The 19,909-nt window shown below is 59.7% G+C and carries 22 protein-coding genes, 1 tRNA gene and 2 pseudogenes; 19 read left to right on the forward strand and 6 right to left on the reverse strand.

Going from position 1 to position 19,909, the window contains the following annotated elements; translation table 11 throughout:
- Positions 1-20 precede the first annotated feature (20 nt).
- A complete protein-coding gene (locus H3L91_RS04485) occupies positions 21-2,258 on the reverse strand; it encodes a putative phage tail protein (protein ID WP_007342360.1) in 2,238 nt (745 codons plus the stop codon).
- Between the two features lie 199 nt (positions 2,259-2,457).
- Positions 2,458-2,652, reverse strand: coding sequence for a hypothetical protein (locus H3L91_RS04490; protein WP_007342361.1), 195 nt, complete (start codon positions 2,650-2,652; stop codon positions 2,458-2,460).
- Between the two features lie 208 nt (positions 2,653-2,860).
- Between H3L91_RS04490 and H3L91_RS04495 the strand changes: the two genes are divergently transcribed.
- The 5 genes and pseudogenes from H3L91_RS04495 to H3L91_RS12605 form a co-directional block, all read left to right on the forward strand.
- Positions 2,861-3,154, forward strand: a complete 294-nt coding sequence (locus H3L91_RS04495; protein ID WP_154647192.1) for a Bbp19 family protein — start codon at positions 2,861-2,863, stop codon at positions 3,152-3,154.
- Positions 3,114-3,743, forward strand: a complete 630-nt coding sequence (locus H3L91_RS04500; RefSeq protein WP_007342363.1) for a hypothetical protein — start codon at positions 3,114-3,116, stop codon at positions 3,741-3,743. Before H3L91_RS04495 ends, H3L91_RS04500 begins: the two co-directional genes overlap by 41 nt.
- Before the next feature lie 17 nt (positions 3,744-3,760).
- Positions 3,761-4,750: a major capsid protein gene (locus H3L91_RS12300; RefSeq protein ID WP_007342364.1), complete on the forward strand. Its 990-nt coding sequence runs from the start codon at positions 3,761-3,763 to the stop codon at positions 4,748-4,750.
- 11 nt (positions 4,751-4,761) lie between these two features.
- Positions 4,762-5,193 (forward strand): Bbp16 family capsid cement protein, encoded by a 432-nt coding sequence (locus H3L91_RS04520; protein WP_007342365.1) that lies wholly within the window; start codon positions 4,762-4,764, stop codon positions 5,191-5,193.
- A gap of 73 nt (positions 5,194-5,266) precedes the next feature.
- Positions 5,267-5,416, forward strand: a pseudogene (locus H3L91_RS12605) (IS5/IS1182 family transposase); the annotation flags it as partial.
- A 49-nt stretch (positions 5,417-5,465) separates the two neighbouring features.
- Here the strand turns inward: H3L91_RS12605 and H3L91_RS04530 are convergent.
- Positions 5,466-5,885: an Arm DNA-binding domain-containing protein gene (locus H3L91_RS04530; RefSeq protein WP_007342367.1), complete on the reverse strand. Its 420-nt coding sequence runs from the start codon at positions 5,883-5,885 to the stop codon at positions 5,466-5,468.
- A 244-nt stretch (positions 5,886-6,129) separates the two neighbouring features.
- Positions 6,130-6,214, reverse strand: a tRNA-Leu gene (locus tag H3L91_RS04535).
- 222 nt (positions 6,215-6,436) lie between these two features.
- Here H3L91_RS04535 and H3L91_RS04540 point away from each other — a divergent pair.
- From H3L91_RS04540 to H3L91_RS04580, 9 genes and pseudogenes are all read left to right on the forward strand, one after another.
- Positions 6,437-7,078: a GAF domain-containing protein gene (locus H3L91_RS04540; RefSeq protein ID WP_049255538.1), complete on the forward strand. Its 642-nt coding sequence runs from the start codon at positions 6,437-6,439 to the stop codon at positions 7,076-7,078.
- Positions 7,071-7,655 carry a GTP cyclohydrolase II gene (ribA, locus tag H3L91_RS04545; protein WP_007342369.1) on the forward strand — a complete coding sequence of 195 codons (585 nt, stop codon included), beginning with the start codon at positions 7,071-7,073 and terminating at the stop codon, positions 7,653-7,655. The genes H3L91_RS04540 and ribA overlap by 8 nt, the downstream gene beginning before the upstream one ends.
- Positions 7,656-7,715: 60 nt before the next feature.
- On the forward strand, positions 7,716-7,955 hold the full coding sequence (locus tag H3L91_RS04550; RefSeq protein ID WP_007342370.1) for a hypothetical protein: 240 nt from the start codon (positions 7,716-7,718) through the stop codon (positions 7,953-7,955).
- 182 nt (positions 7,956-8,137) lie between these two features.
- Positions 8,138-8,491, forward strand: a complete 354-nt coding sequence (locus H3L91_RS04555) for a hypothetical protein (RefSeq protein WP_007342371.1) — start codon at positions 8,138-8,140, stop codon at positions 8,489-8,491.
- Between the two features lie 66 nt (positions 8,492-8,557).
- Positions 8,558-8,650 (forward strand): annotated as a pseudogene (locus H3L91_RS04560) (pyrimidine dimer DNA glycosylase/endonuclease V); the annotation flags it as partial.
- 2 nt (positions 8,651-8,652) lie between these two features.
- Positions 8,653-9,339, forward strand: coding sequence for a 6-phosphogluconolactonase (gene pgl / locus H3L91_RS04565; RefSeq protein ID WP_007342372.1), 687 nt, complete (start codon positions 8,653-8,655; stop codon positions 9,337-9,339).
- Positions 9,340-9,455: 116 nt separating this feature from the next.
- Positions 9,456-10,301 carry an SIS domain-containing protein gene (locus H3L91_RS04570; protein ID WP_040659432.1) on the forward strand — a complete coding sequence of 282 codons (846 nt, stop codon included), beginning with the start codon at positions 9,456-9,458 and terminating at the stop codon, positions 10,299-10,301.
- Between the two features lie 181 nt (positions 10,302-10,482).
- Positions 10,483-11,016 (forward strand): porin, encoded by a 534-nt coding sequence (locus H3L91_RS04575; RefSeq protein WP_007342374.1) that lies wholly within the window; start codon positions 10,483-10,485, stop codon positions 11,014-11,016.
- Positions 11,017-11,034: 18 nt separating this feature from the next.
- Positions 11,035-11,493 (forward strand): porin family protein, encoded by a 459-nt coding sequence (locus tag H3L91_RS04580; protein WP_370992043.1) that lies wholly within the window; start codon positions 11,035-11,037, stop codon positions 11,491-11,493.
- A 606-nt stretch (positions 11,494-12,099) separates the two neighbouring features.
- On the opposite strand, the gene H3L91_RS04585 is transcribed toward H3L91_RS04580, so the two are convergent.
- Positions 12,100-12,309 carry a hypothetical protein gene (locus H3L91_RS04585; RefSeq protein WP_007342377.1) on the reverse strand — a complete coding sequence of 70 codons (210 nt, stop codon included), beginning with the start codon at positions 12,307-12,309 and terminating at the stop codon, positions 12,100-12,102.
- Between the two features lie 210 nt (positions 12,310-12,519).
- On the opposite strand from H3L91_RS04585, the gene nrdG reads away from it, so the two are divergent.
- A complete protein-coding gene (gene nrdG, locus H3L91_RS04590) occupies positions 12,520-13,062 on the forward strand; it encodes an anaerobic ribonucleoside-triphosphate reductase activating protein (protein ID WP_007342378.1) in 543 nt (180 codons plus the stop codon).
- A gap of 85 nt (positions 13,063-13,147) precedes the next feature.
- Entirely contained in the window at positions 13,148-14,947 is a 1,800-nt protein-coding gene (gene nrdD, locus H3L91_RS04595) for an anaerobic ribonucleoside-triphosphate reductase (RefSeq protein WP_007342379.1), read from the forward strand.
- A gap of 532 nt (positions 14,948-15,479) precedes the next feature.
- Here nrdD and nhaC read toward each other — a convergent pair.
- Positions 15,480-16,856, reverse strand: coding sequence for a Na+/H+ antiporter NhaC (gene nhaC, locus H3L91_RS04600; protein ID WP_040658797.1), 1,377 nt, complete (start codon positions 16,854-16,856; stop codon positions 15,480-15,482).
- 264 nt (positions 16,857-17,120) lie between these two features.
- On the opposite strand from nhaC, the gene H3L91_RS04605 reads away from it, so the two are divergent.
- The 3 genes from H3L91_RS04605 (at position 17,121) to H3L91_RS04615 (ending at position 19,802) form a co-directional block, all read left to right on the forward strand.
- Positions 17,121-18,290, forward strand: coding sequence for a glycosyltransferase (locus tag H3L91_RS04605; protein WP_007342383.1), 1,170 nt, complete (start codon positions 17,121-17,123; stop codon positions 18,288-18,290).
- Positions 18,287-18,898, forward strand: a complete 612-nt coding sequence (locus H3L91_RS04610) for a sugar transferase (protein WP_007342384.1) — start codon at positions 18,287-18,289, stop codon at positions 18,896-18,898. Before H3L91_RS04605 ends, H3L91_RS04610 begins: the two co-directional genes overlap by 4 nt.
- 244 nt (positions 18,899-19,142) lie before the next feature.
- Entirely contained in the window at positions 19,143-19,802 is a 660-nt protein-coding gene (locus tag H3L91_RS04615) for an acetyltransferase (RefSeq protein ID WP_007342386.1), read from the forward strand.
- The last annotated feature ends 107 nt before the right edge of the window (positions 19,803-19,909 follow it).

The following is a 19,909-nucleotide window of genomic DNA, read 5'->3' on the forward strand; positions in this document are numbered from 1 at the left end:
CGCATCGCTGCGGGCTTTTGCTATATCCACAACACCCAGTTGGGCGCGGCGGCCGTGCCTTTGTTGAGATAGACGTTCAGGCTAGAGGTGTGCCACAGGCTGCCCTGCGGCAGGGCGAATGTGCCGGGCGCGCCGCCGCCGGAGCGGACGATGACGCGGCCGTCTTCGATTTCGGTGTCCTTGCCGGATACGGAGAAGGCGTTGGCCTTGTCCACCGATTTGTATTTGCCGCTCTGGCCGCCTGCCATATTGAGGACGGAATCTTTGCCGAAAGCATCGAAGCGGATGCCCTCGTTGCTTGTTTGGATGAAGATGTTTTGCGCTTTGAGCAAGCCCGCGCCCTTCCAAATGATGCGCTTGGTCTGCGCCACGCCGTAGAGATTGTCGATGCTGACTTGGGCGCGGGGGGAATTGTTGCGGATCAGGACAAGGGTGTCGGCGCAGACGGCGGTGAAGCCGATGTTGCGCAGGGTAACGATACCGGCGTTTTGTTCGATTTTGATGCCGCGGTCGGAATCGTTGGTGAGGTTGGCGATGTGGACGCCGTCCGCGCCGTACACAAGCACGGCCAAGCCCTCGCCGCCGTATTTGGCCGGGTCGACGGAGACGATGTGGATGGTGTCCGCGCTGTTGCCGACAATGCGGTCGTCGGCCTTCCCTTCCCTGCCGACGGAAAACATGATGCCGACGCCGACGTCTTCGACAACACAGTCGCGGGCGACGGAGGCGCGGGCGGAGACGGTGTCGGTGTGGCCTTTGATTTGGATGCCGCAGGTCATGCCCCGCGCATAGCTGTTGCTGACGGTGCAGCCGCTGCATCCTTCGTCGATTTCAAAACCCTGCTGCGTGCCTTTGGCGGGCAGCGGATGGGTGGTGCTGTCGTAGATGGCGGTGCAGTTGTTGAAGACGACGCCGTCGCTGTCGTGGCAGGTGAAGCAGTCGTCGCGGTAGGGGTTTTTGGCGACGCAGTTTTCGATGACGACGTTTTTGCTGCGGGTGAGCGGGGTGTAGCTGGCACTGTATTGGTCGGCGGAAACATCGAAGCAGTGCAGCGGCGCGTTTTCGGCGCGGACGTTTTCCACGCGGCAGTGTTCCACGGCGGAGAGTTTGACCCCGCAGGCCTGGTTGTTGACGGCATCGCCGATTTGGTAGCGGCCTTCCCATGCGCAGTCGATGCGCAAATCGCAGAGGGTGATGTGGCGGTCGTAGCCGCTGCGCACCTCGTAATTGTTGGATGCGTTGGTGAAAACGTTGGCGATGGCCGGTAGCGACGGGTGGGCTTTGATGATGGTTTTGTCCATGCCCGCGCCCTTGAAGGTGGCGTGCGAGGGCAGTTTGAGTTCTTCTTCGGTGAGGTACTCGCCCGCTGCGGCGGCGAGGGTGCAGCGGCCTGCACAGGCGGCGATGGCGGCGTTGACCGCCGCGCCGACGGGTTCGCCGGTGTCGGGCAGAATGCCGAAGTCGGCAAGGGTGGCGGTGTCGCCGGACAACTGCCGTTTCCAGCGCGTGCCGTCGGCGGCGGCGATGGTGAGGCCGCCGTCGTCGGGCGTCGTCCGGTCGTTCGGGTCGGCGGTGAAAACACCGCCGCCCGCCGTGCCGTGCTCATAATAGGCGGCGACAAGGACGGGACGGCCGCCGTTGGCGTGGCGGCGCAGCCCGGCGATGGAAGGAACGGTGTGCGGCAGTTGGCCGGACAACTCGAAGGCGGCGTTGCCGATAAGGTTTTCGGCACGGCGGACGGCGGCCTGCGCGGCCTGCGCCGAGGCGGCGGCCTGTTCGGGGTAGTTGTTGTTTTCCAAGCCGCTGCCGTCGGCGTTCCAGCCTATACCCTTGCCCGGACTGGGCGCGGGCAGCGTGAGGTTCACGCTGCTGATGACGGAAACTTTGAGGGCGCGGCCGACCTGTTCGCGGATTTGCTGGTCTTGGATGACCAGCTTGTCCAGCGCGTCGTTGAGATTGGCGGGGTAGAAGCCGCCGTGGTTGGTGAAGACGGCCGGTTGCAGATAGGGCTGGTTGCTGACAATGACGAGCCTGCGCCCTTGCGCCAGCGGCGCGGCCAAATCGATATGGCCGCCGTCGGTTTCGAGGGCAGCGGTGTAGTCGCGGCCTTCGGACAAAATGTGTTCGTTGCCGATGGCGTCGTCGGTGATGACCGCGATGTGTTCGGTTTTGAGAATGCGGAAGTCGAAAGGGTAACGGGTAGTCTTGCCGTCGCCGGTGAAGATGCCGGTTTTGCGGTTTTCGCTGCTGATGGCCATGGCTGTTTCCTTGTTTGAAAAACGGCGATGGTAAGGGCGGCGGCGGTTTATGACGGGTATGTGGTCAAATAGGGACATACCCATCAAATGTACTTGATTTATATGGATATAATTTTTAATCTGTTGCGTATGGCTTTTTTGGGTATTGATAAAACTTTATAAAAATCATATTGTTGAATTTATTTTGATGGGTATGTCCCTATTTGACCACATACCCGTCATAAACGGCAGCTTGGTTTAGCATTGCCCGCATAGCGAAAGCCCGCAGAGGGTGCAAGCTCTGCGGGCTTTCTGTATTTAACCCTTCTCGTACGCGGAAGTCGAAAGGGTAACGGGTAGTCTTGCCGTCGCCGGTGAAGATGTCGGTTTTGCGGTTTTCGCTGCTGATGGCCATGGCTGTTTCCTTGTTTGAAAAACGGCGATGGTAAGGGCGGCGGGAAATCATGACGGGCAACCCTTGATAAAAACTTTATTTCTTTTTAAATCAGTATTTTGTTAAATTTTCCTATTTTTTGTGCGCAGGGGTTGCCCGTTATGAATTTCAGACGGCGTTAGGATTGCCCAAAACGTTGCCGCTATGCGGTTACTTATCGGAGGGGACGGTGTACATAGAACGCCATGAGGAAATGCGCCGCGAGCTGCGGCAGCGGGAAGCGGATTTTTCGCGGCTGATGGCCGAAGAGTGGGGGCGGCGGATTGTGCGCCTGCTGCTGGCCGAGGCGGGTGTGTGGCGGGGGAGTTTCTCGCCGGACGCTTTTCAGACGGCCTTTAACGAGGGGCGCAGGGCGCAGGGTTTGTTTTTATTGGACGCGGTGAAACACTGCGATGAGTTTTTGTTGTTGATGGAGGCAGATGATGAGCGAAACGGATCAGGAGAATCAGGCGGCGGGTGCTGAAAACAATCAGGACACGCTGTTGGGCGGTGCGCCGCAGGAGGCGGAGAACAGGCCGCCTGAAAACCCGCCAGAGGGCGGTGTGCCGGAGCAGGACAGGCCGTCTGAAAACGGTGCAAACCCGCCGCCGGAGAAACCGGCTGTGCCGGAGCAGTATGAGTTCAAGCCGCCCGAGGGGGTGGAATTTGACGAGGCAACCATCGGCGTGTACGCCGAGGCGGCGCGGGAGGCGGGTTTGTCGCAGGAGGCGGCGGACATTGTGCTGAACAAAATCGCGCCGCATCTGGCGCAGCAGCAGGCGGCCAGGCTGGCCGAGGCGCGCAACGATTGGGCGCGGCAGTCCCGCGCGGACGCGGAGTTCGGCGGCGGGAAGCTGGATGAGAATCTGGCGGTGGCGAAAAAGGCGGTGGATGCTTTGGCTTCGCAGGAGTTGAAAACGCTTTTGGAACAGTCGGGGCTGGGCAACCATCCGGAAATCATCCGTCTGTTCTACCGCGCGGGCAGGTCTTTGTCGCAGGACGCTTTTGTCGGCGGCAAGGCGGCACAGGCGGACGCGCAAAGCATATTTTCCAAAAGCAATATGAATCCCTAACGAAGAAAGGACTTTAAATGTCAGTTTTAAAACAAATTAATCCGACGCTGGCCGACGTGATGGCGCGTACCGGCGCAGACGGCAGGCTGCTGACGGTGGTGGAGGTGCTCAACGAGACCAACGAGGTGCTCGATGATTTGGTGATGATCGAGGCCAACGGCACGACCGCGCACAAAACCACCATCCGCTCGGGCTTGCCGGAGGCGACCTGGCGCATGTTCTATCAGGGCGTGCAGCCGTCCAAACCGACCGTGCTTTCCAGCGACGCCATCGGCACGTTGGAAGCGTATGCCGAAACCGACAAATCGCTGTGCGATTTGAACGGCAATTCCGCCGCTTGGCGCATGAACGAGGAGCGCCCGTTTTTGGAGTCGATGGCGCAGGAGATGGCGCGGGCGCTGTTTTACGGTTCGCAGGCGCAGAACGGCGCGGCGTTCAACGGCCTTGCGCCGCGCTTCTCCGATTTGCACGCCGAAAACGCCCGCAACATCGTGGACGGCGGCGGCACGGGCGCGGACAACACTTCTATTTGGTTGGTGGTATGGGGTGCGAACACCTGCCACGGCATCTACCCGAAAGGCACGAAGGCGGGCTTGCAGCACAAGGACTTGGGCGAAGTAACCCTGAATGACGAGAACAACGGCAGGTATCAGGGCTACCGTTCGCACTACAAATGGGACTTGGGTTTGAGCGTGCGCGACTGGCGTTATGTGGTGCGCATCGCCAATGTGGACGTGAAGAAACTCACCAAAGACGCCAAGGCGGGCGCGGACTTGATCGACCTGATGACGCAGGCGGCGGAGCTGATTCCCAACCTGAACGCGGGCAAGGCGGTGTTCTACTGCAACCGCGAAATCCGTTCGATTCTGCGCCGCCAAATCGCCAACAGGGTGGTCGGCTCGACGCTGACGATGGAAGAGGTTGCGGGCAAGAAAGTGGTTGCGTTTGACGGCATTCCGGTGCGCATCTGCGACCAGCTTCTGTCTACCGAAGAACGCGTGAAATAAGGAGGCGCGAGATGATTTTGGATTCTACTTTGCAACTGGCCGCCGGCCAGGCGGTTACCGCTTCGGCGGCGACGGAAAATACCATCGACTTCGGCCGGAAAACGCCGAACCTCGGCATGGGACACATCCCGCTTTATGCGGTGCTGACCGTGCCTGTGGCTTTCGCCGGCCTGACTTCGCTGCGCTTTTCCCTGCAAGACTCCGATAAGGAGAACGCGGATTTTGCCGACGTGCCCTCGGGTTTGAACCTGAAAGCGGCGGATCTGACGGCGGGGGCGCAGTATGTGCTGCCGCTGCCCGTGGCGCACAAACGCTATCTGCGCGGCTATTTCACCGTGCAGGGCACGGCCACGGCGGGCAAGGTTGATGTGGTGATTGCCAGCGGCATCCAGATGAACAATCCGGCGCCCGAAAGCGCGAACATGTGGGGAAGCCGCAAATGAAGGTGATGGCAGAGAAAGCAGGCTATTACGGCGGCTACCGCCGCGCAAAGGCCGCAGTACAGAACGGCATTATGACCGTGAGAAATACAAATGGCGGTATCTGATTGAAAACTTCTTCTGCCGGATAAAGGAATTTAAAAAGATTGCGATGCGTTGTGAAAAGACGGACGAATCTTTCGCTGCGAATATTTATCTAGCTGCGACGGTTTTGCGGGTGGTTTGAATGTCAACAGACCCTAGAATCCCTTTGATGTCGTTTACCCTGATTGCGTCTATCGGCTCGCCGCCGATGGCGGGGAAAACGTCCTTTTCCATGTAGGCCAGCAGGCGGGGGCGTGGTTCGGCTTCCAGCGGTGCAGGTTGTCGGCATACCAGCGGCGGGCGACGGCCTCAAAGGTATTGCGCAAGGCCGCCTGCCGCGCCGCTTTGGCCTGTTGCTTGGCGGCGGCAGGGTCGATGCCCTTTGCCAAGTCCGCCCGCGCCATCTCGGCGGCTTGGCGGGCTTCCAACAGGGAAACAGCGGGATATTTGCCGATTGAAAGGGTTTTGCGCTTCCCGTCAATCGCATAATCAAGCCGCCATAACTTCCCGCCTGCGGGGGTAACGGCCAAATACAGGCCGCTGCCGTCTGCCAGCTTGTAGGGCTTGGCGGCGGGCTTGGCGTTCCTGATTTGACGGTCGTTTAAGGGCATTTTGCGGTATTTCCATTGCGGTATTTACGGTATTTTTTCACGGCATTTTGCCGATACCGTAGAAAATACCGTATCTTTTAGGTTGGTTCAATCAGACGGGATTAGACGGCGTTAGACGGTCAGGGCGGGGAAACGGCGGGCGGGGATTTGGCGTAAAGCCTTATGGGGCGGGGATTTGGTTTACGGCATTAGACGGCGTTGGATGTAAAAAAACAGCCCGCGCGGTGGGGCTGTTTTCGGATGTTGGTACGGATGGGGAGACTCGAACTCCCACGTTTTGCAACGCCAGAACCTAAATCTGGTGCGTCTACCAATTTCGCCACATCCGCGCGGGAGGGCGGATTATACGGATGCGGCTGTTTTTTGCAAGGGCAGCCGGTGGGCGGTACAATGGAGGTCGTTTGCAATCCGCCCGGTGCGGATTGCATTTGTTTGGGCGTTTGCCGGTGGCAGCCGTGTCGGAGATGGTGAACAGGTTTTGGTAACCCCTCGGGCTGTGCAAAACGGTTTTCAGACGGCCTGATTGGTTATGGAATGAAATGGAAGGTGCGATGTCGGATTCGCTGATTCGGGATTATCTGCAAACGCAGGGTTTGAAACTCGCAGCCGACGGGGTGCGCGTGGCGCATTTGGCGGCGGAGGCGGTGGTGAATTTCGGGCAGGCGGAGATTGACCGCAGCGTGCTGCGCGGGGCGGAGGCCGATGCGCGCCTGCCGCAGAATGCGGAAACGGACGCGCTGCTGCGGCAGGTGTTTATGGCTTTGGACTCGGTGTGCTCGCGCACGGCGGCGCGTTCGGCGGCGGTGTATGCGCTGCTGCCGGACGCCGTGCTGCTGCGTTTGGCCGCGCAGGGGCGGGCTGTGGCGGAGCTGCTGGCGGCGGACGACGACGCGGCGCGGCGGCATTTGGCGGCGCGTTCGGCGCAGAGCGGCTGGCTGAATCTGGCCGGCGATGTGCCGCGCTGGCTGGAATGCGGCGATTTGCTGGGGGCGGAACATGCGGACTCGGGCAGCCAGGCGGCTTTGCCGGTGTGCGCGGCAAGCGGCCGGGTGCTGGGCGTGGTGTATGTCGAGTCGGCGCAGAAAAACGCGTTTGACGAAGACGCGCTCACGCAGTGGGTGGCTTTGGCTTTGGCTCTGGCCGCGCCCTTGGGCGCACTGGCGGGCGGGGCGGGGGAGGCGGAGGATGAGTAGGCTGAAATTCGTTGCCTCCTGCCGCCTGCCGACCGAATGGGGCGTGTTTGCGCTGCACGGTTTTGAAGAGGAAAACGGGCAGGAGCACGCCGCGCTGACAATGGGCGATTTTTCAGACGGCCTGCCGGTTTTGGCGCGGGTGCATTCGGAGTGTCTCACGGGCGACGCGCTGTTTTCGCGCAAGTGCGACTGCGGCCCGCAGCTGGAAGCGGCGATGCGGGCGGTGCAGCAGGCGGGGCGCGGCTGCATTGCCTATCTGCGCCAGGAGGGGCGCGGCATCGGCCTGATCAACAAAATCCGCGCCTACCGTTTGCAGGATCAGGGCATGGACACGGTGGAGGCCAACCTCGCGCTCGGCCTGCCGGTGGACGCGCGGGATTTCACGCTGGCGCAGCAGATTTTCGCCCACTTGGGCATCGCGTCGGTGCGCCTGTTGACCAATAATCCCGACAAGGTGGCCGCGCTGCAAAGGGCGGGCATCGAAATCGCCGAACGTGTGCCGCTGCATGTGGGCGAAAATGCGGAAAACACGCGCTATCTGCACACCAAGGCCGAAAAGCTGGGGCATTTGTTTTGAAATGCGGTTGAGGCCGTCTGAAAAGCCGCAACCAAGATTACCGACAGGAACGACCAAACCATGGCAATGCTGCTTACCCTGATCGCCTGCGCCGTTATCGTGCTGCACATACACACCTGTTTCAGCGAAGCGCAGCACTTAAACCGTTGGCCGGGCTGGCAGATCATTCTGATGTTCGCGCTCACGGGCACGCTGTTCATCTACTTCGTCAGCCGCACGGCACTGCTCAAAGGCGCGGTGCAGCTGGCGTTGATTGCGCTGATTGTGGGCAGTCTGGCGGCCGTGGCGTATTCGTATTGAGGCCGTCTGAAAAACAAAAAAAACAGGTTTTACGGCTTTTCAGACGGCCTGTGCCGTTACCGGCCATATTGTCAGAAAAAAACCAAAGGCAAACCGCTGTTTAACGGTTAAAAAAGCAGGCAGCCTACATCCCCATGCGCAGATGTCGGTTGCCGGTGTTTTTTATTGCGCATAAAGGAAACATGATGAAATTGAAATCTATCTATTGCTTGGCTGTCCTGTCGGCTGTTACCGTGCTGCCCGCACATGCCCAAAGCGTGCGCAGCGAAGAGCAGGCGATTCAGCGTGTGTCCGAATCCGTAGCCCGCAATCATCTGACCAGTCAGAAGCCCGAATGCCTGATGTTTATGGCCGAGAAAACTAGAAACGGCTACATGGTGGACGTACGCGAAAAACACGATGCCCAATGTGGCGGCGACCCGGCAACCGCTCCGCGTCTGTTCAGTTATGAAATCGACCGGCGCAGCGGCAAAATGAAAACCGATGCCGCCGCGCCCAATGGCGAATGGACGGGCGAATACCGCGCCATCGATTGAAAATAATGTGCAGGCTGCTTTTCCATTGCCAAAAAGCAGCCTGCACTTTTTACGGAGGTCTGATTGATGCGCCTGTGGCACCAAGCCCTTATCCCCCAACTCCCCCGCGCCCAACTGCTCGGCCAACACCGCGAATGCGCCGCCCTGCGCGGCAACGGCTGATGACCGCCATCCGTACCTTCCCAAGCCCCGAAGCCGCCGCCCGCGCCCTTGCCGATGCCGTGGCGCAAGACCTGCGCGAAGCCTTGGCGCACAAGGGAAACGCCGTGCTGGCCGTGTCGGGCGGACGCTCGCCGGTGCCGTTTTTCCAAGCCTTGTCGCACGAAGATTTGGACTGGGCAAACGTGGCCGCAACCCTTGCCGACGAGCGCGTCGTGCCGACATCCCATCCCGACAGCAACACGCGGCTGGTGCGCGAACACCTGCTGCAACACCGCGCCGCAGCGGCGCAGTGGCTGCCCCTGATTGAAGACGGCGCAAGCGTGCCGCCGCCCGACGAAGCCGTGCGCCTTGCCCTTGCGCATTACCGCCGCGCCGACGTTTTGGTGCTCGGCATGGGCAGCGATGGCCACACCGCCTCGCTGTTTCCCGCCGCGCCGCAGCTTTCAGACGGCCTCTCGCCCGATTGTCCGCAGCCGCTGCTGCACGTTTCCCCGCCCGACGCGCCGCATGAGCGCGTTTCGCTGACGCTGGCGCAAATCGCCCGCGTGCCGCAGGTTTACCTCGCCATCGCCGGCGAAGACAAACGCCGCGTGCTCGATGCCGCCCTGGCCGCGCCCTCGGCAAAATACCCCGTCGGCGCGGTGCTGGCGGCGGCGCGGCATGTTATGGTGTATTATTCGCCGTGATTTTTATCAATTAAGCAGCCCCTTCCAAGCGTTTTCAGACGGCCTCTTTGGTGAAAAACCCTGTGAGGCCGTCTGAAAAACAGAAAAACAAGCAAAATCGAAATAAGGAGACAACTGTGTTAAACCGCATCAGCGAATCCCTGGACAAACTGTCCGCCGCCGAACGCAAAGTGGGCGAATGCGCCCTGGCCGATCCCAAATGGTTCGTCCACGCCGCCGTGGCCGACATCGCCGCGCGCGCCACCGTCAGCCAGCCCACCGTCATCCGCTTCTGCCGCAGCCTCGGCTGCAAAGGGCTGCCCGAATTCAAGCTCGACCTCTCCGCCGACATCAGCCGCGCCGGCATGCCCTTCGTGCACGAACAGCTCAACGAAGGCGACGACATGGCCGCCGTGATGGAAAAAGTGCTCGGCAACACTGCCGCCGCCATCCTCGGCGCGCGCCGCTTCCTCGACGAAGCCGAACTCGAAAAAGCCGTTTCCCTGCTCCACGGCGCGCGCCGTATCGAGTTTTACGGCATGGGCAACTCCGGCATCGTCGCCCAAGACGCGCAGCACAAATTCTTCCGCTTCGGCATCTCCGCCGTGGCCTATTCCGACCTGCACATCCAGCTGATGGCCGCCGCCGTGTTGAGCCCGCAGGACACCATCGTCGTCATCTCCAAATCCGGCACCCCCGCCGGACTGCTCGAAGTGGCCGCCGCCGCCAAAGAAAACGGCGCGTCCGTCATCGCCGTTACCCGCGCCGGCTCGCCGCTGGCCGCCGCCGCCGACTGCGTGCTCAACGTGTTCACCCAGGAAGACAGCGAACGCTACACCCCCATGATTTCCCGCCTGCTGCAACTGACCGTCATCGACATCCTCGCCATCGGCCTCGCCCTGCGCCTGGGCGAAACCGCCAGCCTGCAACTGGCCAAAGGCAAGCAAACCCTGCGCGAACGCCTGCCCGCCGCCGCCCGCTGAAACGCCGTTCCATCCGCAAAGGCCGTCTGAAAACCGCTGTTCAGACGGCCTTTTCCCTGCCACAGAACAAACTTGGATACCGCAAAACGAAACATTACATTACAAAAAATATTGATTTTTTACCATTCCTTAAATACTATTGCCGCGCAACACAAGTCAAAAACCGTATTAGGAGAACAAAATGAAGAAGTTACATATCACCTTCGCCGCCGCCCTGCTGTGCGCCGCCGCCGCCCATGCCGAAACCACCAACCGCATCGGCGGGCGCATCTTCTCGGCCATCGAATACGAAAGCGACGGCGACGGCAACGCCACCACCACCTTTTCCGACCTCAACAGCCGCCTGTGGATCATGGGCAGCGAAAAAGTCAGCGACAACGGCCTCACTCTCATCTACGGCCTCAACTCCTTCGTCGCCCACGATTACAACGGCTGGGCCACCGACGATTCCTACATCGGTCTCAGAGGCAGCCTCGGCACCGTCCGCGTCGGCCGCATGAGCACCCCCGTCCACTACATGACCGGCCATCAGGACGAATTTGAAGGCAACAACTACACCCAAACCATGGGGCGCATGACCCGCTTCGGCAACCGCGCCATCTCCGTCGTGTACGACTCCGTGCCCAAAAAAGGCTTCAGCTACCGCCTGATGGCCGCCCCCGGCTACAACAACCCCAACTACAACGACCCCGGCTACCCGACCAAAACCGCCTAAGAGCGCAACGGCAAATGGATTTACGGCGCAGGCTTCGACTACACCCACGCCAAAGGCTTCAACGCCCACTATGGCATGGAATACGCCGTCAAAGCCTCGCCCGACGCGGAAAAAGACCGTCAGGTGCACTCGCTGAAAATCGGCTACGACAAAGACAAATTTAGCATCGGCGCGGGTTTCCAATACGCGCACAACACCCGCGACCGCTTCTACTACGCCGACCCCGAAACCAAAACAGCCAACACCAAAGACTTCCAAATCACCACCAGCTACAAACTGGGCAACTTCACCCCGCAGATCGGCGTGGCCTACGGCCGCTCCAACAGCGGCAAAAACTACAAACAGCTCGCCCTGCAAACCCGCTACGACTTCTCGAAAAGCACCTTCATCAACCTCGGCGCGGGTCTGGTGAAAGAAAACCGCGACAAAAAAACCTGGCGCGCCGTCGGCCTGTCCATGACCCACAACATCCAATAGGCGCAGGCCGCCGCCACGGAAAACCCGCCCTGCAAACTGCGTCGGCGGGTTTTTGCCTGCTCCGTATCGGGAAACCTTTGAGGCCGTCTGAAAACTGCGTTTTCAGACGGCCTCACTGTATGGTGGAACAAAATACCCATTGTAGGCCGGGCTTCAGCCCGGCTAACTCGCTATTTCTCCGGTTTTTGCTGGGCTGAAGCCCAGCAGAGTAGGGTGTGTGGCGCAGCCACGCACACGGTTTTCGCTGCGCCGAAACTTCGTTTTAACTTTGTTGAAGCTACGCTTTCAGACGGCCTCAAAGGCAGGTGGAAACCGGAAACCTTTATAAAATCCCGACAACGGCCTGTATAGCGCGGATTGGTTGCGGAGCTGAAATCAAAAAAACGCCGTCATTCCCGCGCAGGCGAGAATCTTGTCGAAACCCAAACAATAGCTTGTTTATTCAAGAATTATTGAAAACCAGGCAAGATTCCCGCCTGCGCGGGAATGACGGCGTTTAGAGGTATCCGAAGTTTTAGGTAGGGCGACGCACGCGGTTTCGGATGCCTGCGCAAGAAAACGCGCGTGCGCCTATAAAAACAGATGGTGAAGCCCTGAAACGCCCCCTCAACGCCCGAACAACTCCGCCACCATCGCCGCCTCTTCCTCGGTATAGGCCGCTCCGTTGAGCTTGGCCGACAAGACAAACTCGCCGCTCAAACCCTGTTCGGCGCAGGCATCGCGCCAGCCTTGCAACCGCTCTTCTTTGCCGCTTTTGTTTTTCAGACGGCCTACCGCGCGGGCGGCCTGCTGCGCATTACTGTTTTTGTCCGTCATTTTTTCCGTCTCCGAAACATAGTCCGCGCATCATAGCGCGGTTTCCCCGTGCGTTTCAAACCGCCAGAAAAGTCTTTTTCAATAAAAATAAGCAAATTATAAAATTTGCACGAGCTATTGTTGCGGCCGTGCGGCAATGTGTCTAGAATACCAAATATGGTATTTTTCAAACGCAGTTCATACTATATATAGTATTTTAAGGAAGACGCTATGCCGAGCCTGAAATTCACCACCGAACAAATCGTCTGGCAGGAAGTGCCGGGCGAGGTGTCGCTGGCGTTTTTGTTTTCAGGCTGCCAACTGCGCTGCAAGGGCTGCCACAGCGCGGACGCTTGGAAGGCTTCTTTGGGGCAGGAATTGACGGCGGATTATCTGAAAGGCCGTCTGAAACGCTATCGCGGCTTAATCACCTGCGTGCTGTTTATGGGCGGCGAATGGCAGCCTGAAATCTTACAGCAGATGCTCGGCATCGTGGTGCGGGCGGGTTTGAAAGCGTGCCTGTACACGGGCTTGGAACGCGAAGAATTGGAAGCGGTATCCGAAAGCATCATTCCGTATCTCACTTATTTGAAAACAGGGCGTTGGGTGATGGAGCTGGGCGGTTTGGACAGCCCGGCCACCAACCAGAAATTCATCGATGTGCGCACGGGCGAGGTGTTGAACCGATTGTTTGTGAAAGACAATCCCGCGCCAAAAGTGATTCCGATTGCCGCGTCTGCGCCTGCGGACGGGGCGTTTGTTCAGACGGCCTGAACCGTCTGTTTTGCGCTTTCAGGTAGCCTTTATCTTTAAAAAGGCCGTCTGAAAGCCGTTTTTAACCACCACAGGAGGACTTAACATGATTCGGCTGTATCCCGAACAGTTAAACGGCAAACTGCAATTTATGCACGACTACATTTCCGCCCACAACGCGGCCGACGGCTCGAAGATGGACGCCAACGCCAACGTAACGCAGAAAAACATCGCCACGATGGAAGCGGAAATCATGAAAGACTTTTTCGTGCAGATGAACCGCGCCCAAGTGTCGCGCAAAATCGCCGAGATTTTCGATGAAGCCACCGCCCGCGAATACATCCGCCAGATTGAAGCGCACGAAATCTATGTGCACGACGAAACCAGCCTGAAACCCTACTGCGTGTCGGTAACGCTGTATCCGTTTTTGCTCGACGGCTTAAGCAAGCTCGGCGGCGAATCGAAAGCGCCCAAGCATCTGGCGTCGTTCTGCGGCTCGTTTATCAATCTGGTGTTCGCCATCAGCGCCCAGTTTGCCGGCGCGGTCGCCACCGTGGAATTTCTCACTTATTTCGATTACTTCGCCCGCAAGGATTACGGCGAAGACTATCTCGAAACCCATGCCGCCGAAGTCGCCAACCACCTGCAACAGGTCGTGTACAGCATCAACCAGCCCGCTGCCGCACGCGGCTATCAGAGCGTGTTTTGGAATATTTCCGTTTACGATCAATACTATTTCGACGCGATGTTCGGCGATTTCGTCTTTCCCGATTTCAGCAAACCGGTGTGGGCGAGCGTGGCGAAGCTGCAAAACTTCTTCCTCAAATGGTTCAATCAGGAGCGCACCAAAGCCGTTTTGACCTTCCCCGTGGTAACCGCCGCCATGCTCACCGACGGCGGCAAATGCAAAGACGGCGCGTTTGCCGACCAAATGGCCAAAGAATTGTCCGAGGGCAACTCGTTTTTCGTGTACCTGTCCGACAACCCCGACTCGCTCGCCTCCTGCTGCCGCCTGCGCAACGCCATCGAAGACCGCACGTTCAGTTACACCCTCGGCGCGGGCGGCGTGGCCACCGGCTCGATTAATGTGATTACCATCAATATGAACCGCTTGGAACAAGACGGCCGCGATTTGGCCGCCGAAGTCGCCAAAATCCATCGTTACCAATACGCCTACCGCAAACTGATGGAAGAATACCAAGCCGCCGGTATGCTGCCCGTGTACGACGCAGGCTTCATCACGCTGGACAAACAATTCCTCACCATCGGTATCAACGGTATGGCGGAAGCCGCCGAATCGCAAGGCATCAAAGTCGGCTACAACGACGATTACATCAACTTTGTCCAAGGCCGTCTGAAAACCATATTCGAAGCCAACCAAGCCGCCAGCAAGCACTACGGCGTGAAGTTCAACACTGAGTTTGTCCCTGCCGAAAACCTCGGCGTGAAAAACGCCAAATGGGACAAAGCCGACGGCTACAAAGTCAGCCGCGAATGCTACAACTCCTATTTCTACGTCGTTGAAGACGAGGAAATCAACGCGCTTGACAAATTCCTGCTGCACGGTAAAGAACTGGTGGACTGGCTCGACGGCGGCTCCGCGCTGCACCTGAACCTCGACGAAGCCCTGCCCGCATCCGGCTACCGTTCGCTGCTGGACATCGCCGCACAAACCGGCTGCAACTACTTCTGTGTGAACGTGCGCATCACCATCTGCAACGAATGCGGCCACATCGACAAACGCACCCTGCACGCCTGTTCCGCCTGCGGTTCGCACGACATCGACTACGGCACCCGCGTCATCGGCTATTTGAAGCGTGTATCCGCATTCAGCAGCGGTCGTCGCAAAGAACACGCGCTACGGCATTACCACCGCGAGGCGCAAAAGCAGCGCGAGGCGGCTTAGGCGGGTAGGGTCTTAACAAAAAAGGCCGTCTGAAAAGCGGATTCGCGGTTTTTCAGACGGCCTCTATCGTGTCGGTGTCCGACCATGCCGCCTCTGTGTAGGGTGTGTCGCCCCAAGGCGACGCACGCGTTCTTTGCCGTGCAAACGAAAGGCCGTCTGAAAAATGTGTTTCCCGCTTTTTCAGACGGCCTGAAAATAAGAAATGCCGTCATTCCCGCGCAGGCGGGAATCTTGTTTGATGTTAAGAAATTATTGTAAAAACAATCTATTGTTTAAGATTAACCAAGATTCCCGCCTACGCGGGAATGACGATGGTTTAACTATTCCTTGTGTTATTTTAGGTTTTGCAAAGGTCTAGGGTCTGTTGACAATCAGCCTTGCGGCGGTGTTTTTGTCAAAAAATACCCGCCTGCCGCGTCAAAAATGCTCGCAAGGTGTCCACAACCTTGCTACGCTTTTTCCCTTGCATTCGGGCATTTTTTACTCAAAAAACCGCTCACAAGCTGAATGTCAACAGACCCTGAGCCTGATTTCATTTCCTGCTCAGCGTTACCCCCGTCCAGCCGAAAACCAGGGTCAGCAGCAGGCTCAGGTAGCAGAAAAAGGCGTAGGGCAGGTAGTCCAGCACCGCCACGCCCAGTGTTTTGGCGATGAACACACCGCACACGCTCCACGGCACCAGCGGGTTGATCACCGTGCCCGCGTCTTCCAGCGTGCGCGAAAGGTTGCGCGGGTGCAGGCCGAGTTTGTCGTAAACCGGCTTGAAGGTTTCGCCCGCCAAGAGGATGCTCAAATACTGTTCGCCGATCAACACGTTCACGCCGATGGCAGTGGCCGCCACGCAGGCGGTGGCACGCCCCGCGCTGGTGAGGAGGTGGCGCACGCCGTCCAGCAGGCTGGGGATGATGCCGAGTGTGAACAAAAGGCCGCCCAGGCTCAAACCGAGTATCACGATGGCCTGTGTGAAAAACATGCTTTCCAAGCCGCCGCGCGACACCAGCCGGCCGATATGCTCGAAACCGCCTTCGAGTTTGAAGCCGCCGTAAAACCAGCTTCCCAGCGTGGCCAGGTTCGGGCTGCTGTGCAGATAGGTAACGGCCACGGCAGACAGGATGGTGGCCAGCATGGCGACAACCGCATTGACGCGGCGCACCGCCAGCACCACCAGCACGGCAAACGGTATCAGCGAATAAGCGTGCACCAGCCCCGAGGCTTGCAGCTGCTCGCGGAACACGGCGGTGCTGTTCAAATCGTGCGCGGCGGCGGCGGGCAGCAGCCAGCCGGTTGCCAGCGCGGTCAGCAGCCAGGCCGGAACGGTGGTGTAGGCCATATTGCGGATGTGCTCGAACAGGTCGATGCCCACAATGGAGGCGGCAATGCCGGTGGTGTCGGAGAGCGGCGACATTTTGTCGCCGAAAAACGCGCCCGAAACCACCGCGCCGGCGGTCATGGCGAGATTGGCGTGAAACGCCTCGCCCATGCCGATAAAGGCCACCCCCACCGTGGCGCAGGTGGTCAGGCTGCTGCCGATGCTCACGCCGATCAAAGACGAGAGTACAAAGGCGGAAAGATAGAAATATTCGGGCGAAATCAGGTTGAAACCGTAATACATCAGCGTGGGAATCGAGCCGGACATCATCAGCGCGCTCACCATCAGCCCGATAAAGAAAAACAGGTACACCGCGCCCATGCTGCGGCTGAGGGCGGCAATCATGCCCTGCTGCATATCTTCGTATTTCAGCCCGCGCGAGAGCCCGTAGGCCAACAGCGCGGTGATGGCGGCGATAATGGTCATGTGCGGCAGCCATTCCAGCGCGATAATGGTGTAACCCATCGCCGCTACCAGCACGGCGGCCACCAGCGCGGCCTCTTTGCGCGGCATCTCGATCAGGGATTTGAAAGCAAACACGGCATCTCCGTTTGCGTGAGTGAAAACGGCAGGCATTGTAGCGTATGGACACAATGTTTACATAACTTAAAAGGCCGTCTGAAAGACCGCCTACCGTTTTTTCAGACGGCCTCAGGCTGCGAAAAGGCTATAATCCGCCCTTTGCCAACCCGCGAAGGAAACGTTTGCACCGTTTTCCGAATGCCCGCGCCGCATACGGACTTTGACAAAGGCCGTCCCCGATGGAGAAACGCGGTTTCGCCCCTGCCAGCCTTCCTGCCCGCCATGACCATTCTGATTGCCGCCCCGTTCTGCTCGCTGCCCGGCGAGCCTTATTTCAACCGTTTCCGCTATTTGGCCGAGACTCTGGCCGCGCGGCACGATGTGGTACTGCTTACCAGCCGTTTCCGCCACCACGACAAGTCTTTCAGACGGCCTGAGGATGCCGCCGCCGCGTCGGCAGGCCGTCTGAAAGTGGTGCTGCTGGACGAGGCGGGTTATCGGAAAAACGTGTCAATAGGCCGTCTGAAAAGCCACCGCGATTTTGTGCGCAACTTGGATGCATGGCTGGCGGCGCAAAAAGCGGGGGCGTTCGGCGCGGTGTATTCGGCCTATCCGCTGATTGCGTCCAATCTTGTGCTGGGGCGGTACAAGGCGCGGCTGGGTTACAGGCTGCTGATTGACGTGCAGGACGTGTGGCCGGAATCGTTTTCTGCCGTTTTGCCCGTGCTGGCGAAGCTGCCGCCGCGCCTCGTGCCCTTCGCCCGCAAGGCAGACCGCGCCTACGCCTGCGCCGACGCGCTGGCGGCGGTGTCGCAAAGCTATCTGGCACGCGCCCGCGCCGCCAATCCCGCCGTGCTGCATGAGGCGGTGTATATCGGCGCGGATTTCGCCGCAGTGGCCGCCGCGCCCGCGCGGGTGTTTGCCGAGCGCAAAACGCGGCTGTTCTACCTCGGCACGCTCAGCCACAGCTACGATGTGGAAACCGTCTGTCGTGGCGTGCGCCTGCTGCGGCAGCGCGGCGAAGATGCCGAGCTGCACATCTGCGGCGGGGGCGGCGACGAAGCGCGGCTGCGCGCGGCCTACGCAGGGCAGGGCACGGTGTTCCACGGCTATCTGCCCTATGCCGACATGCTCTCGCTGGCCAAGGGCTGCGACATGGCGGTGAACGCCATCCACAGCCACGCGCCGCAGTCGGTAACCAACAAGCTGTCCGACTACATGGCTCTGCAAAAGCCGGTGTTAAACAGCCAAACCCATCCCGAAGTGCGCCGCCTGCTCGGCCTTTTGCCGCACGAACATTACCAATCGGGCGACGCGGAAGACTTCGCCGCCGCCTTCGGCCGTCTGAAAAACCATGCCGCGCCGGTGCGGTCGGCAGAAATCGCCCGCCTGTTCGACCGCCGCGCGTCCTACCGCCGCCTCACCGATCTGATAGAAAGCCTGCTGCCGTGAACGACATTTGCAAACGCGCCTTCGACATCGCCGTTTCCGCCGCCCTGCTGCTGTGCCTTGCGCCGCTTTTGCTGCTGCTGGCCTGGCTGATACGGCGCAAACTCGGCACGCCCGTGCTGTTTTGCCAAATGCGCCCGGGCAGACACGGCAAACTGTTTGCCATGTACAAATTCCGCACCATGCGCGACACCGCCGACGAAAACGGCAAGCCGCTGCCCGATGCCGAACGCCTCACCCCCTTCGGCTGCAAACTGCGCGCCGCCAGCCTCGACGAGCTGCCCGAGTTGTGGAACGTGCTCAAAGGCGACATGAGCCTGGTCGGCCCGCGCCCGCTCTTGCCCGAATACCTGCCGCTCTATAATGCCGAACAAAGCCGCCGCCACGAAGTGCGCCCCGGCATCACCGGCTGGGCGCAGGTCAACGGGCGCAACGCGATTTCCTGGCCGGGAAAATTCCGCCTCGACGTGTGGTATGTGGACCACCGCTCGTTTTGGCTCGACATCAAAATCCTGCTGCTGACCGTGAAAAAAGTCTTTGCCCGCGACGGCATCAATTCCGAGGGCGAGGCCACGGCGGCTAAGTTCGAGGGCAACGGCGAGGAGGGCTGATTGGAAACCGTCGGGCATTCATGCCCGACAAAACATCCGCAAAATTGAAACTGTCGGGCATAAATGTCCGACCTACACGGGCGCGGAAACCTGTTTTTGGCTACGCCGAAGCTGTGTTTTCAGACGGCCTTTTACGCAAATTCAGCCTGAAAAACAGCAGGCCGTCTGAAAATTAAAAACCGCCGTCATTCCCGCACAGGCGGGGACGGCCTCCCAAGCGCAACAGACCAACAGAAACCGTTTTATGACCACCGAAAACCTCGTCATCATCGGCGCGGGCGGCCACGGCAAAGTGCTGGCCGCCACCGCGCTGGCCGCCGCGCAATGGGCACGGATTGTGTTTCTCGACGACCGCGCCGCAGGCGGCAGCGTCGTCGGCCTGCCCGTTTTGGGCGGCACGGATCTGCTCGGCGGCCGCGTTTCCCCCGACGCCTACCAGGCCGCCGTCGCCATCGGCGACAATGCCGCGCGGCGGCGGCTGTGCGGCCGTCTGAAAACGCTGGGTTTCGCCTTGCCCGACATCGTCCACCCGAGTGCCGTTGTCGCCCCGTTTGCCGAACTGGGCGGCGGCTGCGCCGTGTTCGCCCAGGCCGTCGTCCAGCCAGGCAGCCGTTTGGGCGAGGGCTGCATCGTCAACACCGCCGCCACGGTAGACCACGACTGCACGCTGGGCGCGTTCGTCCACATCAGCCCGGGCGCGCATCTGGCGGGCGGCACGCACATTGGCGATGAAAGCTGGATCGGCATCGGCGCGTGCACCCGCCAGCAGGTGCGCATCGGCAGCGGCGTAACCGTCGGCGCGGGCGCGGCGGTGGTGGGCGACGTTGCAGACGGCCTCACCGTTGCCGGCGTGCCCGCGCGGGTGCTGGAACGCTCGGAACAAACAAACTCTGAGGCCGTCTGAAAAGCCAATCAGGCTGCATCGAAACGGCGTTTTCAGACGGCCTGAAAACCTTGCAAACCCCCAACGGCAGCCCCAAAACAAATGCCGTCATTCCCGCGTTTGTGCTC

Origin of the sequence: Neisseria bacilliformis (assembly GCF_014055025.1) — a bacterium.
Taxonomy (GTDB): domain Bacteria; phylum Pseudomonadota; class Gammaproteobacteria; order Burkholderiales; family Neisseriaceae; genus Neisseria; species Neisseria bacilliformis.

Excerpts from the sequence above, each read along its gene's own strand:
- H3L91_RS04485 (WP_007342360.1), bottom strand. The coding sequence starts at position 2,258 with ATGGCCATCAGCAGCGAAAACCGCAAAACCGGCATCTTCACCGGCGAC.
- H3L91_RS04490 (WP_007342361.1), bottom strand. The coding sequence starts at position 2,652 with ATGGCCATCAGCAGCGAAAACCGCAAAACCGACATCTTCACCGGCGAC.
- H3L91_RS04500 (WP_007342363.1), top strand. The coding sequence starts at position 3,114 with ATGAGCGAAACGGATCAGGAGAATCAGGCGGCGGGTGCTGAAAACAAT.
- H3L91_RS12300 (WP_007342364.1), top strand. The coding sequence starts at position 3,761 with ATGTCAGTTTTAAAACAAATTAATCCGACGCTGGCCGACGTGATGGCG.
- H3L91_RS04520 (WP_007342365.1), top strand. The coding sequence starts at position 4,762 with ATGATTTTGGATTCTACTTTGCAACTGGCCGCCGGCCAGGCGGTTACC.
- H3L91_RS04530 (WP_007342367.1), bottom strand. The coding sequence starts at position 5,885 with ATGCCCTTAAACGACCGTCAAATCAGGAACGCCAAGCCCGCCGCCAAG.
- H3L91_RS04540 (WP_049255538.1), top strand. The coding sequence starts at position 6,437 with ATGTCGGATTCGCTGATTCGGGATTATCTGCAAACGCAGGGTTTGAAA.
- ribA (WP_007342369.1), top strand. The coding sequence starts at position 7,071 with ATGAGTAGGCTGAAATTCGTTGCCTCCTGCCGCCTGCCGACCGAATGG.
- H3L91_RS04550 (WP_007342370.1), top strand. The coding sequence starts at position 7,716 with ATGGCAATGCTGCTTACCCTGATCGCCTGCGCCGTTATCGTGCTGCAC.
- H3L91_RS04555 (WP_007342371.1), top strand. The coding sequence starts at position 8,138 with ATGATGAAATTGAAATCTATCTATTGCTTGGCTGTCCTGTCGGCTGTT.
- pgl (WP_007342372.1), top strand. The coding sequence starts at position 8,653 with ATGACCGCCATCCGTACCTTCCCAAGCCCCGAAGCCGCCGCCCGCGCC.
- H3L91_RS04575 (WP_007342374.1), top strand. The coding sequence starts at position 10,483 with ATGAAGAAGTTACATATCACCTTCGCCGCCGCCCTGCTGTGCGCCGCC.
- H3L91_RS04585 (WP_007342377.1), bottom strand. The coding sequence starts at position 12,309 with ATGACGGACAAAAACAGTAATGCGCAGCAGGCCGCCCGCGCGGTAGGC.
- nrdG (WP_007342378.1), top strand. The coding sequence starts at position 12,520 with ATGCCGAGCCTGAAATTCACCACCGAACAAATCGTCTGGCAGGAAGTG.
- nrdD (WP_007342379.1), top strand. The coding sequence starts at position 13,148 with ATGATTCGGCTGTATCCCGAACAGTTAAACGGCAAACTGCAATTTATG.
- H3L91_RS04605 (WP_007342383.1), top strand. The coding sequence starts at position 17,121 with ATGACCATTCTGATTGCCGCCCCGTTCTGCTCGCTGCCCGGCGAGCCT.
- H3L91_RS04615 (WP_007342386.1), top strand. The coding sequence starts at position 19,143 with ATGACCACCGAAAACCTCGTCATCATCGGCGCGGGCGGCCACGGCAAA.